Annotated in this window: 10 protein-coding genes; 5 read left to right on the forward strand and 5 right to left on the reverse strand. The window is 66.6% G+C overall.

Going from position 1 to position 14,433, the window contains the following annotated elements; genetic code table 11:
• The first annotated feature begins 576 nt into the window (after nucleotides 1-576).
• The 3 genes from dacB to WS51_RS06095 all read left to right on the forward strand — a co-directional run bounded on the left by dacB (nucleotide 577) and on the right by WS51_RS06095 (nucleotide 5,453).
• Complete coding sequence (gene dacB, locus WS51_RS06085; protein ID WP_236872338.1) at nucleotides 577-2,175, forward strand: D-alanyl-D-alanine carboxypeptidase/D-alanyl-D-alanine endopeptidase; 1,599 nt, start codon at nucleotides 577-579, stop codon at nucleotides 2,173-2,175.
• A gap of 267 nt (nucleotides 2,176-2,442) precedes the next feature.
• Nucleotides 2,443-3,969 (forward strand): D-alanyl-D-alanine carboxypeptidase/D-alanyl-D-alanine-endopeptidase, encoded by a 1,527-nt coding sequence (locus WS51_RS06090; protein ID WP_167357965.1) that lies wholly within the window; start codon nucleotides 2,443-2,445, stop codon nucleotides 3,967-3,969.
• A gap of 113 nt (nucleotides 3,970-4,082) precedes the next feature.
• The gene (locus WS51_RS06095) at nucleotides 4,083-5,453 is read left to right on the forward strand and encodes a hypothetical protein (protein WP_155773566.1); all 1,371 of its coding nucleotides are present in this window, start codon (nucleotides 4,083-4,085) and stop codon (nucleotides 5,451-5,453) included.
• A 266-nt stretch (nucleotides 5,454-5,719) separates the two neighbouring features.
• Here WS51_RS06095 and WS51_RS30655 read toward each other — a convergent pair whose 3' ends face one another.
• From WS51_RS30655 to WS51_RS06105, 3 genes are all read right to left on the reverse strand, one after another.
• The gene (locus WS51_RS30655) at nucleotides 5,720-6,235 is read right to left on the reverse strand and encodes a P-loop NTPase family protein (RefSeq protein WP_236872339.1); all 516 of its coding nucleotides are present in this window, start codon (nucleotides 6,233-6,235) and stop codon (nucleotides 5,720-5,722) included.
• Nucleotides 6,236-6,500: 265 nt separating this feature from the next.
• Nucleotides 6,501-8,075 carry a trypsin-like peptidase domain-containing protein gene (locus tag WS51_RS06100; protein WP_069228786.1) on the reverse strand — a complete coding sequence of 525 codons (1,575 nt, stop codon included), beginning with the start codon at nucleotides 8,073-8,075 and terminating at the stop codon, nucleotides 6,501-6,503.
• Between the two features lie 248 nt (nucleotides 8,076-8,323).
• A complete protein-coding gene (locus WS51_RS06105) occupies nucleotides 8,324-9,196 on the reverse strand; it encodes a LysR family transcriptional regulator (RefSeq protein ID WP_069228787.1) in 873 nt (290 codons plus the stop codon).
• A 132-nt stretch (nucleotides 9,197-9,328) separates the two neighbouring features.
• On the opposite strand from WS51_RS06105, the gene WS51_RS06110 reads away from it, so the two are divergent.
• Nucleotides 9,329-10,582 carry an MFS transporter gene (locus tag WS51_RS06110; RefSeq protein ID WP_069228788.1) on the forward strand — a complete coding sequence of 418 codons (1,254 nt, stop codon included), beginning with the start codon at nucleotides 9,329-9,331 and terminating at the stop codon, nucleotides 10,580-10,582.
• A gap of 57 nt (nucleotides 10,583-10,639) precedes the next feature.
• Here WS51_RS06110 and pdxR read toward each other — a convergent pair whose 3' ends face one another.
• The gene (pdxR, locus tag WS51_RS06115; RefSeq protein WP_059507552.1) at nucleotides 10,640-12,112 is read right to left on the reverse strand and encodes a MocR-like pyridoxine biosynthesis transcription factor PdxR; all 1,473 of its coding nucleotides are present in this window, start codon (nucleotides 12,110-12,112) and stop codon (nucleotides 10,640-10,642) included.
• A gap of 161 nt (nucleotides 12,113-12,273) precedes the next feature.
• Here pdxR and WS51_RS06120 point away from each other — a divergent pair, with 161 nt between their 5' ends.
• Nucleotides 12,274-13,473, forward strand: coding sequence for a GNAT family N-acetyltransferase (locus WS51_RS06120; RefSeq protein ID WP_069228789.1), 1,200 nt, complete (start codon nucleotides 12,274-12,276; stop codon nucleotides 13,471-13,473).
• Between the two features lie 21 nt (nucleotides 13,474-13,494).
• On the opposite strand, the gene WS51_RS06125 is transcribed toward WS51_RS06120, so the two are convergent.
• Nucleotides 13,495-13,977, reverse strand: a complete 483-nt coding sequence (locus WS51_RS06125; protein ID WP_069228790.1) for a DUF3331 domain-containing protein — start codon at nucleotides 13,975-13,977, stop codon at nucleotides 13,495-13,497.
• Nucleotides 13,978-14,433 lie beyond the last annotated feature (456 nt).

The raw sequence follows: 14,433 nt of genomic DNA on the forward strand, positions 1-14,433 counted from the left end.
TAAGCGGTCAGACGCATTTCTCGAAAGCGGCCGTTCAGCATGCTACATGCCTTTGCGGGACGCCAGTTGCTGCGCGATAAGTTTCCATCAGACAAACCCATCGGACCTTCCCGGCCGAGAAAACCGCGTAGCGGCTGATGTCCACCTCGATCGGGTAGCCCGACGCCAGGTGCTTACTATATTCGTCCGATGAAAATCGGAAATGAAGCCCCGATCCTCCGACCGCAAAAATGGCGGCCGCCGCATCATTGAGCTTCGCGGGCGATCCCGATATAGTGGTCGGCGCAGTTGCAGGCGGAGCCCTGATCGCAGGGCGTCACGCGCCATGTCCGCAGCGAATCGGGGGCCTGCCAGTGCCTGGCTCGCCACTCCGAATCCGCATCGCTGCACGCGCATCTCGCCCGATGGTCGCCCTGCGCCGTCGGAACACGCATTCACGGAAACACGGCCGATGCACGGCCTTAGCGGGCGCCAGACCAGACCCGCGCTTGACTCGAGCATGATTCGAAGCACAACAACGTCGTAGTCGGGTACAAAGCCGTACTCTCGGGGGCGCACATGATTTCCGGAAGAAGAGTGCTTGCGGCCGTCGCGTTGATCTCGACGGCCGCCGCCGCGCTGATCGCAGGATGCGGCGGCAACACGACACGTTCGATGCAGGGGGAGATCGAGCAGGTCATCGGCGCATCGCGCTATCGCCAGTCGACCTGGTCAATCAACGTCATCGATCCCGCGACCGGTGCAACCGTCTACGCGATCCAGCCCGATGCGCTCACCTATGTCGGCTCGACCCGGAAGCTGTTCTCGGTCGGCATGGCGCTGAACCAGCTCGGGGCCGACCATCAATTCGTCACGCCGGTCTACGCACTGGGCAGCGTCGAAGCGTCCGGCACGCTCGACGGCAACCTGATCCTCGTCGCGAGCGGCGATCTGACGATGGGCGGACGCGCGAATCCGGACGGCACGATCGCGTTCAGCGGCTTCGACCACAACGAAGCCAATTCGCTCGGCAATGCCGGGATCGTCCAGGCCGATCCGCTGGCGGGATACGACAAGCTCGCATCGCAGATCGCGGCAGCGGGCATCAAGCGGATCGGCGGCGACGTCGTCATCGACGATCGACTGTTCGTCCCGTTCGATTTCCGCGAGGAATTCAACGTATCGCCGATCTTCGTGAACGACGACGTAGTCGACGTCCTCGTGAACCCGGGCGCGGCCGGCGCGACCGCGAACGTGGACTGGCGCCCGAAATCCGCGGCTTTCGGCGTCACGTCGTCGGTGTCGATGGTCGGCGCAAACGCGGACACGGACATCGAGTTTGCGCCGCGGGATCCCACGTGCTTCGGCACGCCCCGATGCTTCGGAAACGTGTCGGGCACCCTCGCGGCACAATACGTGCCGCCGCTGACCGGCGCGTATCCGCTCGTCAAGACGTTTCGCATCACCGATCCGGCCAGCTATGCCCGCACCGTGCTGGTCGAGGCGCTCGCGCGTCACGGTGTCGCGGTCGGTGCGCCCGCGGTCGAAGTCAATCCACGCCAGGCGCTGCCGCCGCAAGGCGCGTACGCGTCGGCGTCACCCGTTGCGCGCCTCGTGTCGCCGCCGTATCGCGAATACGCGAAGTTCATCCTGAAGGTGAGCTACAACATCGGCGCCGACGTCAGCCTGGTCCTGTACGGACTGGCGTCGTCCGGCGCGACGACGATGCATGACGCGCTCGCCACCGAACGCGCGGCGCTCGAGTCGCAATTCCATCTCGCCCCGGACAGCTTCGCATTCGTCGACGGCAGCGGCGGCCTCGAAACGAAAGCGACCGGAACCGCGCTGACGACGCTCCTGGCCGGCATGCAGAAGACCGCTTACTTCGACGCGTATCTCGACGCTCTGCCGGTTCTCGGCGTCGACGGCTCGCTCGGCTTCGTGACCGAATTCATGCAGGATGCGTCGCTGGCCGGTGCGAAAGGGCACGTCCGTGCGAAGACGGGCACCTACGTGGGCGGCAAGCCGGTTGCGTTGAAAGGGCAGGCGCTGGCCGGTTACGTCGACGCGAAGAGCGGGCGTCGCTATGTGTTCATGCTGTCGGTGAACAACGTGCCGTTCGGTTCCATCGACGACGTCCTGCCGGTGTTCCAGGATCAAGGGCGGATCGCGGCGATTCTCTGGAAGTATCTCTGACGCAGGGTGTCGCAGCGCGGGCGGGCAAACGCGGATCGTTCGCTGCCGGCGGCAACGAGCGCGCGTCGCGACGGCCCGCACGGCGACGGTCGAATTCATCGGGGAGCGGCTATGCAGGCGAAATCGGTCCAACACAGCGTCTCGTCCCTTCGCGCTCGCGCGTCGCGCGTGCGCCGGACGGCGAGATGGCTCGCGCTGCTTGCCGCGGCGCCGCTGCTGGCATCGTGCGGCGGAGAATCCAGCGGGATTCCGGAGATCCCGGCCATCATGAACAAGCCGCGATACGTGTCGTCGGGCGCCGCGTGGTCGATGGCCATCGTCGACGTCGACAGTGGCGCGACGGTTTATTCGCTCAACCCCGATGCGCTTTCGTACACCGGGTCCGTCCGCAAGCTCTTTTCCGTCGGCGCAGCGCTCGACAAGCTCGGTGCGGACCATCGTTTCACTACTGCGGTTTATCGCGACGGCGCGATCTCCGCGAGCGGGGCGCTCGCCGGCAACCTGATTCTCCGGGCGGCCGGCGACCTGACGTTCGGCGGCCGGATGAAAGGCGACGGGTCGCTGGACTTCACGCCATACGATCACAACGAAGCGCGCGGCTTCGGGGGCGCGGCATTGACGCCGGAGGATCCGCTGGCCGCCGTCGACGATCTCGCGCGGCAGATCCGCGCGTCGGGCATTCGCAGCGTCGGCGGCGACGTCGTCGTCGACGATCGCCTGTTCGAGCCCTTCCGCGTGCCGAACGGCAATGTGCTGATCTCGCCGATCCTGATCAACGAGAACGTGATCGACCTGACGGTGACGCCCGCGATCGCGGCCGGACAGCCCGCGCAAATCGACTGGCGGCCGAAGACGCGTGCCTATACGGTCGCGGGTTCGGCGCTCACGAGCCAAGCGGACACCGCACCGGACATCGCGTTCTCCGGCGATGCGGCGAACGCCGGCGCGTTGGGGTGTTTGTCCCGCATCGGCTGCGCCGCGACGGTGTCCGGCACGCAGGACCGCCAGGCAGCCGCCACGCTGCCGGCCGGCTATCACGCGCCCCTGATCGGCAACGCGCAGTTTGTCAGTATCGTGCACATCGACGATCCGGCTTCGTTCGCGCGCACCGCGCTCGTCGACGCGCTGGCCAGAAACGGCGTGTCGGTTGGCACGCCCGCAGTCGCGTCCAATCCCGCGGGCCTGCTTCCGTCGCCGGCGCAATACGCGTCGCTGCCGCAAGTGGCGTCGTTCGCGTCGCCGCCGTATGCGGAAATCGCGAAGCTGATTCTCAAGGTCAGCCTGAATACCGGCGCGAACCTGAGCCTGATGCATCTCGGCCTGACGCGCGGCGCGCGGACGGTCGCCGACGCGCTGTCGGTCGAGCGCGGTGTCCTGACGGCCGAGTACGGACTCGATCCGGGCGGATTCGACTTTCCGACCAACGGCAGCGGATCGCCGGACAGCCGGGCCACCGCGCGGACGACGGCGCGACTGCTGCAGACCATGAGCCGCAAGGTGGTCTATCCGTCCTACCGGGATGCGATGCCGATCCTCGGCACCGACGGCTCGCTGGCCGATGTCGGCAAGGACGTCGAGGGCAAGGAACACATCTACGTGAAGAGCGGCGCGACGCTGTCGAACGGGAAGATGGTGGCGCTGACGAATGCCGGCTACATGCGCGCGAAGAGCGGCCGGATCCTCGCATTCGCGGTGTTCGTGAACAACGCCGGTCCGCTGTCGTCGTTGTCGGATGCGCTTGGCGTGTTCGAAGACGAAGCGCAGATCCTCGGTGTGGTTTATCGGCGGTTCTGACGGTGTCGACGCGCGCTTAGCTCGAACATCTTCCAATGAACCTCAAAACGCAGTGAACCAAGGAGAATGACATGAGACGCAGGGATTTGCTGGGCGCTGGAGCAGCGCTGCCGATGCTGGCAATGGTGTCGAACTTGTCTGCGAAGACGCCGCACGCGGTCAGGACGGACTGGGAATGTCGCGTGTCGCGCGATTCGTCCGGTCGATCTTCGGCACACTTGAGCGTCTCGGTCAACGGCAGCGCACACGCGTCGTTCAAGCTGCGCGGCATCTGCTATTCGCCATGCCCAATCAACGAGAACGTCGAAAAGACGCCTTCGCTCGGCGATTTCTTCTGGGACGAGTACTCCGGGCCTGGCTACCACATCCGCAACTGGCGCGACACGTGGCAGCGCGACTTGAAGCTAATTCGCGAGACGGGTGCGAACACGATTCGGCTCTACAGCATGATTTCGCGGCAGCTCGACTACAAGACGGGCGGTTTGCCCAAGGTGCCGTTCGACAAAAGCTCGCATCAGTTCATGCATCGCGAGTTCCTCGACGCGTGCTGGAACGGCGGCGTCAAGCCGCTGTACGTATTGGTCGGCATTCCCGTTTCCGCGCCGGCCCTGAAGCAAGGCATCTACAACAAGGCCGAAGACGCGTTCTATACCGCGCTGATCAAGGAGACGGTCGCGCAGGTGTCCGGGCATCCCGCCGTCCTCGGCTTCACGATCCAGAACGAGCAGGACGGCCCCGGCGCGTCATGGGGCGATGCCGCGCCGGTGTCGTTCTGGTGGTCGCAGATCGAAAAATTCGCGCACTTGACGAAGGTTGCGATGGGGGCGAATAAGAAACTCGTTGGCATGGCGAACCATGACGACCTCAAGCTGCTTTCGATGTCGGCGTCGCATATGGCCCGCGTGCCGTCGGTCGACTTCTGGGGCGTCAACACGTACCAGACGCAGAACTTCGATACGGTCTTCAAGGCCGTCGCGGCGGAAAATTTTCCCGGCTACGAGGGCCTGACGGGCAGCGCGCTGAAGCCAGTCATCCTGACGGAATGGGGCATGCCGGGAACGGGACACCGCAATCCCACGGATCGCACGACGATCTATTCCGACAACGGCACGGCACAGCTCACCGCCAACGTGATCACTGGCGTGGCGGCGCAAGCGCTAAACGGCCGCTACCCGCTCAGTCTCGGCCTGTACTACTTCGAGTTCTGCGACGAATGGTGGAAGCAGAAGGTCGATGAGGGCTTTCCGGACTTTCCGGACTTTCCATACCGGCCTTTCGGCGGCCCTGCTGCGGATGCCTTTCCAAACAAGTTCTGGGACGAGGACGGTTTTGGCTTGTTCGCGATCGGGCGAGGCGGCGGCCTTCCGAACAATGCGCCGGTGTGGCGAGACGACGGCTACAACAAGGGCCCCAACGTGCCAGACACACGTTCGCCGCGCAAGCCGATGGTCGATGCGCTGCGTTCGGTCTATCTGAGTTACTGAGTGTCACGCAGAGCTTCGATTGCGCTTTGTTCGTCGCGTCACGCGTCGCCACGACGTGACGAACTCTTACCTTTGAGGCTAGCCCAATTTCCGTCCCGGTTTCGCGTGAATTGCTTGATTGTCGCTAATCCAGCCTCCAACGTCCGCTTATGGCCGGTAGCGGATCTCAGTCAACTGGCGTGGGCAGATGGCCCTGAACGGCCACTCCGTGAGAGATGGAGTTTTCCACGCTGAAACAGGCCGCAATAACATCACAGACTCGGCTTTCATAAGGGCGACAACCCACCCACAAACTCCGCTACTGCATCACGCGACCCGAGCGTTTCCTTGTCTCCACGGAACTGCTCGAAAATAGTCCGGTGAGCACCATACGAGCTTGATCCAGTCCGGGATCGATAAGTCGCGGCCCATTCCAGCAGCGCATCGAAAGCTTCTGGAGACCCATCGCGACGAATGCCTCGCCGACGAATATTCGCTACGCATTCGGCTTCGTCGATGCACAACCAGACCAGCGCGCTAGCGTTTGCAAGAACTTCGTTAACGAGCGACCCGTAGATCCCTTCGATGACCCAGCGATCGGCCTGCGCGGCACGTTGAACGAGTCGAATCGCGTCAGCGCGCTCCCGAGGTACGCCGTAGCCACCAGGAAGCCAATGAATCAGATCGAGATCGACATAAGCGGCACCCGAACGATCGGCGACGCGTTCTGCCAGCCAGCTTTTCCCCGAACCCGAGTTTCCGATAACGATTGTTCTAGTCAGGTCCATGCGGAACTGGCTCACGGAAGTTGCCGAGGCGGATTTTAAAAATGCGCACGCCCGCGAATCTTTGCGACCAAGCGAAAGCGCGCCCTTCCCCCGTCTCAAGTTGAGGTCTATCGTTAAGCGAGCATGATGCCGGAAGGCTCACGATCTTGCGCGAGCCAAACGCCATTTGGAGAAGTTCGCGAACGGTCGGAGCGGATAGTCTCGTTCCCCAAATGCATGTAACAAGAACTCCCTCAGCATGCATGGAACAACGGCTTGTCCACGAACGCCCATCAACGCCCTACCGCGCCCGCACCGACACAAACCTCCGCGCATTCTCGCGCTGAATCAACACCGCGATCACCCCGCCTTTCGCCTCGAGCGACTGCACATCGTCCGGCGTTTCGAGCAGCGTATCGTTGAGTTCGAGCACGACATCCCCAGGCCGAATGCCCGCATTCGCAGCCGGTCCATGCACCGCATCCACCATCATCCCGACCGCGAGCCCGGTCGAACGCCGCTCGGCGTCGCTCAGCGGATGCATCGTCAGCCCGAGCCGATCGCCGCCATCAGCCGGCCGTGCGGCCGCCATCGCCACGCCGGCGGCGCCGCCCGCCCCAAGCGTGCCAGCGCTGCCCGTCGCTGCCGCGTTGTCGATCGCGTCGCCGGCTCCGGTCCCCGCTCCCGTGACAGTCAGCATCATCGGCGTGCGATTGCGGATCACCCGCAGCGGCGCCCTTGCACCCGTCGGCAACGCGGCGGCGAGGTCGTTCAGTTCGGCCGACCGGCCAATCGGCTTGTCGCCGAACTTCACGATCACGTCGCCGGGCCGCACACCGGCCGCCGCAGCCGGCGAGCCTGGATCGACGCCGTTGACGAGCGCGCCCGCCGGACGCGGCAGGCCGAACGCGGCAGCCAGCCCGACACCGACATCCTGCACGTCGACGCCCAATGCATTGCCGGACGAAGCGCGCTGCGCCTGCGCGCCGGCCCGCATCTGCGCCTGCACCTGCGCACGCACCTTCAGGGCGAGCGCGATCGGGATCGCGAACGTCGTGCTCGCATAGCGGTCGGCGTCCGTATAGACCTGCACCGCGATGCCGATCACGTCGCCCGCGCGGTTGAACACCGGGCCGCCCGAGTTGTCGGGATTCACCGCGATGTCGGTCTGGAAGAACGGAAACGCGCTGCCGTCCGGCAACGCATGCGCGGTCGCGCTGACGATGCCGGCCGTGACCGTATTGCCCGATCCTTCCGGCGCGCCCATCGTCATCACCGGTTCGCCCGCGCGCACCCGCGACGAATCGCCGATGCGCACGACCGGCAGCTTCGTCGCGTCGACGTGCAGCACGGCGACGTCGCTCTGCGGATCGACGGCCAGCACGGTCGCCTTCAACTCGCGACGATCGGCCAGTCGCACCGTCACATCGGTCGCATCGCCAACGATATGCGCGGAAGTCAGGATCCCCCCGTCGGCACTGACGATGAAGCCCGAGCCGACGCCCGCGATTGCGCGCGGCGACATCTCGGGCGCTGGCGCCTGGGCGCCCTGCGCGGGCGGCAGCGGCGCGCCCCGGCGGAAGAACGCGGACAACGGATCGTCGGGATCGAGATACGCGAAGGACGGGCCGCCGGCCTGCTGGTCGGGCGCGGCGGTCATGATGGTCACGACCGCCGGGCCGTAACGGTCGACGATCGTCGGGAAATCGACCGGCATCGAGCGAGGCGATGCGGCGAGCCGGCTCTTCATGACCGGTGGCGTGGCGGCCGGTGCGACGGTTCCGGCACCGACTGGCGGCGGCGACAGCAACGAGGCGAATAGGCCCCCGATCAACGCAGTGCGAAGCACGGCGCGAGCAAGCGTCTGGCAAAGCACGGTGCACCTCCCCCGGCGGTCGCGGCTTCGCCCTGCGCGCGACGCGCAGGCGCCCGACAAGCACCGGTACACCCCTCCATTTATAGTTCACGCGGCATCCGCAACATACGAATCGAAACCCGCACCCCGGGCCGTCGCGTGGCATCGAAGCCGCGACAGCGTTCGTTCCGTACAAAGTTCGCGGTTCGTCAATCGGAACATTCACCCGACACGGCAACGCTGCGCGCGTCGAAGTGCGGGCCGCGCCATCAGCCAAGCAGCAGAAAATTGCGCACGACCGCCGACGGATCGTCGCGTCGCGACGCAATCGCGAGCCGCGCGCGCAGCCCGTTGCCCGCGACCTGCCGATAGACGACGCCTGCGACCTGCACCTGCGTGATTGCCTTCGGCACGATCGACACGCCGAGCCCGGCCGCGACGAGCGTCACCGCCGACGCGATTTGCGGCGCGGGCTGCGCCATGCGCGGCTGGAAGCCGGCTGCATTGCATGCCGCGACGATGTCGTCGAACAGCGCACTGCCCGCTTCGCGCGGCACCTGCACGAACGCCTCGTCGGCCAGCTCCACCAGGTCGATCCGACGACGCTTCGCAAGCCGATGCGCAACCGGCATCGCGACGAACATCGGCTCCTCGTCCCAATTCGATACCTGCAGCGTGTCCGCGATGCGACGCTCCGGACGCACGATCGCAACATCGAGCCGCCCGGCTTCGAGCGCCTCGAGCAGCACGCCGGAGGTCGCCTCCTGCAACGTCAGGTCCGTATCCGGAAACGCTTCGCGAAAGCGGCGAATCAGGTCGGCCACTTTCGAATTGAAGGCCGCCGTCCCGGTGAAACCGACCCGCAGTTGCCCGATTTCCCCGCGTGCGGCCCGCTTTGCCGCCCGCGCCGCGCGCTCGGCGTCGTCGAGCACACGTCGTGCCTCTTCCGCGAACACTTCTCCCGCCACGGTCAGCTCGGCGCCGCGTGCGGTCCGCTTGAACAGCTCTACGCCGAGCTCGTGCTCGAGCGCCTTGATCTGCTGGCTCAGCGGCGGCTGCCCCATGCCGAGCGCTTCCGCGGCCTTCGTGAAGTTCGACGTGGCCGCCACGGCCAGGAAGTATCGGAGATGTCGAAGTTCCATGTGATCTCGGGTAGACGGAACCGGCTTTCCGGCCAGATGAAAAAGATATCGCTACGGTTCTTTTCATATATTGGACATATATATGACCGTGCGCAAGAATTCCGCTATCCCCCAGCCCATCGGGTACATACCATGTCGAATTCCGCGATCTCGCGCGCCGCACCCCGCACCTCGAGCACGGCGCCGGATACGCTGCCCCCGGGCGTGTCGCCGCGCTCGGCGGCCTACAAGCGCATCGCACTGGCACTCTTTCTGGCCGGCTTCTCCACGTTCTCGCTGTTGTACTGCGTGCAGCCGTTGCTGCCCGCGTTCGCGCGCGAATTCAACCTGGGCGCGGCGTCGAGCTCGCTGTCCCTGTCGCTGTCGACGGGGATGCTGGCTTTCTCCATCCTGTGCGCCGGCGCGCTGTCCGAACGCTTCGGCCGACGCGGGCTGATGTTCGCGTCGATGACGCTTGCGGCGCTGTTCAACGTGCTCGCCGCGATCGCACCGCACTGGAACCTGCTGCTGATCTGGCGCGCGCTCGAAGGTTTCGCGCTCGGTGGCGTCCCGGCGGTCGCGATGGCCTATCTCGCCGAGGAAATCGCCGCCGACGGGCTGGGCCTGTCGATGGGCCTGTATGTCGGAGGCACCGCGTTCGGCGGCATGGTCGGGCGGATCGGGATGAGCGCGCTGGAAGAGTATTTCTCGTGGCGCATCGCGATGCTGACGATCGGCGTCGTCGACCTGGTCGCGGCGATCGCGTTCGTGATGCTGCTGCCGCAGTCGCGGCGCTTCGTGAAGCGAACCGACCTGACGCTGCGTCACCACCTCCGGCTGTGGAGCGCGCAGCTGCATCATGCGCGCCTGCGGTTCGTCTTCGCGATCGGCTTCCTCGTGATGGGCGCGTTCGTGACCGTGTACAACTACGCCGGATTCCGGCTGACGGCCGCGCCGTTCAACCTGAGCACGACGGCATGCGGGCTAATCTTCGGCGCCTATCTGTTCGGGATGGTGTCTTCGTCGAGCGCCGGTGCACTCGCCGATCGTCTCGGGCGCGCGCCCGTGCTCGTCAGCGGCATTGTCGTGTTCGCGGCCGGCCTGGCGCTCACGCTGTCGCACTCGCTCGTCGCGATCATCGTCGGGATCGTGCTGATCACGATCGGCTTCTTCGTCGCGCATGCGGTCGCGAGCGGCTGGGTCGGGCATCTCGCCGGTTCCGCGAAGGGGCACGCCGCATCGCTCTACCTGCTGGCCTATTACGTCGGATCGAGCGTGCTGGGCTCGGTCGGCGGCACGTTCTGGCAACACGGCGCGTGGAATGCGGTTGCCGCGTACGTCGCGGTGCTGCTCGTGCTCGGCTTGGTGGCTGCGCGCCGGATCATGCGAGCGGAGCCCGCGCGGTAAGCAGCGGCTCGCGCGCGTCGCGTCACGGCGATGTCCGCCGCGCCGCGCAACTGCGATTCACTCGCCCGCGACGCGATGCGCGATCGTCGACAACGTCCGCAGCATCGGCGCGAACGCATCGGCCGACGTATTGCCGAAGCCGAGCACGAGCCCGTTGGCCGCCGACGTCGCGTGAATCGAGAACCCCGAAAGCGGGAACGGCCCGATCCCGTGCGCACGCGCCGCGTCGACGATCGTGCGGTCGCGGTAACGGGCCGGCAGCCGCAGCGCCAGATGCAGCCCGCACGGCCCGCCCTCCACCTGATGCGGCACGGTGAACGCATCGTCCAGCGCGGCGAGCAGCAAGCGCCGCCGGTCGCGATACAGCCGACGCATCCGCCCGAGATGCCGCCCGTATTCCCCTGACTCGATGAAATCGGCAAGCGCGAGCTGCACGTGGCGCGTCCCGCCGCGCAGCATCTCCGGCAGCGCGGGTCGCACCGCGGCCAGCAGCGCGTCCGGCAGCACGAGAAAGCCGATCCGCAACGCCGGGAACATCGTCTTGCTGAACGAGCCGAGATAGACGACCGGCGAATCGGCGGCGAGCCCGTGCAACGCGCCGATCGGCTCGCCGGTGTGACGGAACTCGCTGTCGTAATCGTCCTCGATGATCCACGCGCGATGCCGGCGTGCGGCATCGAGCAGCGCGAGCCGGCGCGAGATCGACAGCACCGCGCCGGTCGGGAACTGGTTCGACGGCGTGGTGTAGACGAGCCGGGGCGTCCGCTCGCGCCAGCTCGCGTCGTCCGCGCGCAGCCCCTCCGCGTCCACCGGCATCGGCACGACGTCGAGATCGGCCGCCTGCATCGCGGTGCGCGCGCCGCGATAGCCGGGCTCCTCGACCCAGACCGTGTCGCCCGGGTTCGTCAGCAGTTGCGCGCACAACGCGATGGCGCCCTGTGCGCCCTCGGTGATCACGATTTGCTCGGGCTCGCAGCGCACGCCGCGCGTCACGGCCAGATGGCGCGCGATCGATTCGCGTAGCGCGCGCTCGCCGAGCGGGTCGCCGTAAGCGAGCAGCTCGCGGCCGTCGCGGCGCAGCGCACGATCGATCGCGTGCCGCCATGCATCGACCGGAAAATGCGACAGCGCGGGCACGCCCGGCCGGAAGCCTTCCGACTCGCCGGTGCCGATCAGGCTTGGACGTATCCGGCCGAGCCGTTGCGCGACGGCCGGCGGGGCGGCCCGCCGGCGCGGCGCGGCCGGCCGCGACAGACCGACCACGCGCGTGCCGCGACGATCGGATTGCAGGAAACCTTCGGCGACGAGTTGCTCGTAGACGGCCGCCGTCGTGTTGCGCGACACGCCGAGCGTCTCGGCCAGCGCGCGCGTGCCGGGCAGCCGCGTGCCGGCCGGCATCGCGCCGCCGAGAATCGCATCGCGCACGCGCCGCAGCAACTGCCGCTGCAACGAAGGCGCGCCGGCCGTGCGGGCAAGCGGCGCGTCGAGCGGCAGCAGCGGCGCGGCGCCGGAAGGAATGGCAGTCGTCATCGGGATATCGCGGCGTGGAAGTCTCGGTGCATGGCGCCATCGTTGTGCATTCGTGGCACCATAAATTTGCCAGTGTCTGGCGCTTCTCATGGTACCTCGCCGGGACTACGATCGTCTGCATGCCGGCATGTCGCCGGCCGCCAACCGAAGCGAGATCGACCTTGTCCACGCTCACCAACGAATTCCGGCAGCCCATCGGCCGCCCCGTTCCAGACTGGTCCGCACGCCCGCGCCCCGAGCGCATCGTGCTCGAAGGCCGCTACTGCCGTCTCGAGCCGCTCGACGCCGACCGCCATGCCGGCGACCTGTACGCCGCCTATGCGCAGGCGCCCGACGGCAGCGACTGGACCTATCTCGCGCACGGTCCGTACGCCGACGAGTCGAGCTACCGCGACTACGCGCGCGGCGCGGCGGCGAGTGCCGATCCGCTGCACTACACGGTGATCGATCGCGCGACGAACCGCGCGGTCGGCACGCTCGCGCTGATGCGCATCGACCCGGCCAACGGCGTGATCGAGGTCGGCTCCGTCACGTTCTCGCCGCTGCTCAAGCGCACGCCGATTTCGACGGAAGCGCAGTACCTGCTGATGAAATACGCGTTCGACACGCTCGGCTACCGGCGCTACGAATGGAAGTGCGACGATCTCAACGAGCCGTCGCGCAAGGCCGCCGCGCGGCTCGGCTTCCGTTACGAGGGCACGTTCAGGCAGGCGATCGTCTACAAGGGCCGCAGTCGTGACACGGCGTGGTTCTCGATCGTCGACGGCGAGTGGCCGGACGTGCGCGCCGCGTTCGAAGCGTGGCTCGCGCCGGAGAACTTCGACGCCGGCGGCATGCAGCGCGAGACGCTCGTCGCGATCCGCCACGCGCAGGCGCGGGCGCGCGATGCAGCCGGCCGTGCGAACGATGCGACGCGCGTCACGGTCCGACCGCTCGTCGCGGCCGATGAAGCCGCATGGCGCCCGCTTTGGCAGGGTTATCAGCGGTTCTACGAAACCGCATTGAGCGACGCCGTGTTCGCGACGACGTGGGCACGCCTGATGGATCCCGACGAACCGATGTTCGCGCTCGGCGCGTTCGACAAGTCGGGCACGCTGGTCGGCATCGTGCACGCGATCTATCACCGCTCATGCTGGACAGAAGGGCCGTACTGCTATCTGCAGGACCTGTTCACGGCGGCCGACGCACGCGGACAAGGCGCGGGCGGCGCGCTGATCGAAGCCGTGTACGAGCGCGCCCGCGAAGCCGGCGCGAGCCGCGTGTACTGGCTCACGCACGAAACGAATACGACCGCGCGCGCGCTGTACGACAAGCTCGCGACCAATGCCGGATTCATTCAGTACCGGAAAGATCTCAAGTAACGCGCGGACGACCGGTCGCGCTCAGCCCAGCGCGTCGACCGGCTCCGCCGCCTCGCCGAAGGATGGTGCAACGTGACGCGCGGCGCCGGCCGCGGGTCGCACCGACGCGGGGTGAATCATCTCGTCGCCGTTGACGGGCACCGGCCGCCGCACCGGCCGGTACACCGGTTCGCCCGGCTCGATCGCCTGCCCCGAGATCGCGCAGCGGCCCGCCTGCGACGCGACACGCAAGCGCCAGCGTTGCTCACCGTAATGGCAGCGCCCGCTTTCGCTCCAGCGCACCAGCAAGGCGTCGTCGCCCGCTTCCAGAACCGAAACGAACAGTTGCGGCCGCAACGGTGAAACGCCCTGTACGACAGGCTCCGCAGCCGGCGCGCGATCAGCGCGTTTCGACGGCTGCGCCATGCCGACGTCTGCCGGCAGCGGCTTCGCTTCCTGCTCGTCGGCGACCAGCATGTGGTACTGCACGTACTCGCATATCAGGCTTTCGATGAAGTTCGGCATGCTTGACGATATTCCATGAAGATTGAAACGGGCCACGCCGCGCTTGGCTGTTCGTGCAGCAACGCCGTTCGATTCGCTCCTGCGACGCCGGTCTCGCCGTCACGCACGCAGGCGATCGGACAATGCGGCAGATGATACAAATTGAAGTTAACTTCAAGTAAAGGGGCAGCGCGCGCAACAATGCGTTTCGCTCGTCGGCACAATGAGCCCGGAAGACCGTCGTGGCGGCGACGCCTGTGCCCCGCCACGTGTCTCGCGTTTCGTCTCAAACGGCTGAGACGAATGTCGCGGCGTCTCACCCGCCCGGCCCGTCGCAAGCGCAGCAAATTTCCTGCGCGATTCGCTCGGCATGCCCTGATGCGGGCGCAATCCGCCGTGCCGCACCGCACACCGCCGCGCCGGCTCCGTCGCCCTGCGGCCGCTCGTTCCGGCTGGCCCCGTTCCTGCATATCGGTC

This window comes from Burkholderia territorii, assembly GCF_001718335.1.
Lineage (GTDB): Bacteria > Pseudomonadota > Gammaproteobacteria > Burkholderiales > Burkholderiaceae > Burkholderia > Burkholderia territorii.

Excerpts from the sequence above, each read along its gene's own strand:
- WS51_RS06105 (WP_069228787.1), bottom strand. The coding sequence starts at position 9,196 with ATGGAACTTCGACATCTCCGATACTTCCTGGCCGTGGCGGCCACGTCG.
- WS51_RS06110 (WP_069228788.1), top strand. The coding sequence starts at position 9,329 with ATGTCGAATTCCGCGATCTCGCGCGCCGCACCCCGCACCTCGAGCACG.
- WS51_RS06090 (WP_167357965.1), top strand. The coding sequence starts at position 2,443 with ATGAACAAGCCGCGATACGTGTCGTCGGGCGCCGCGTGGTCGATGGCC.
- WS51_RS06095 (WP_155773566.1), top strand. The coding sequence starts at position 4,083 with ATGCTGGCAATGGTGTCGAACTTGTCTGCGAAGACGCCGCACGCGGTC.
- WS51_RS06125 (WP_069228790.1), bottom strand. The coding sequence starts at position 13,977 with ATGCCGAACTTCATCGAAAGCCTGATATGCGAGTACGTGCAGTACCAC.
- pdxR (WP_059507552.1), bottom strand. The coding sequence starts at position 12,112 with ATGACGACTGCCATTCCTTCCGGCGCCGCGCCGCTGCTGCCGCTCGAC.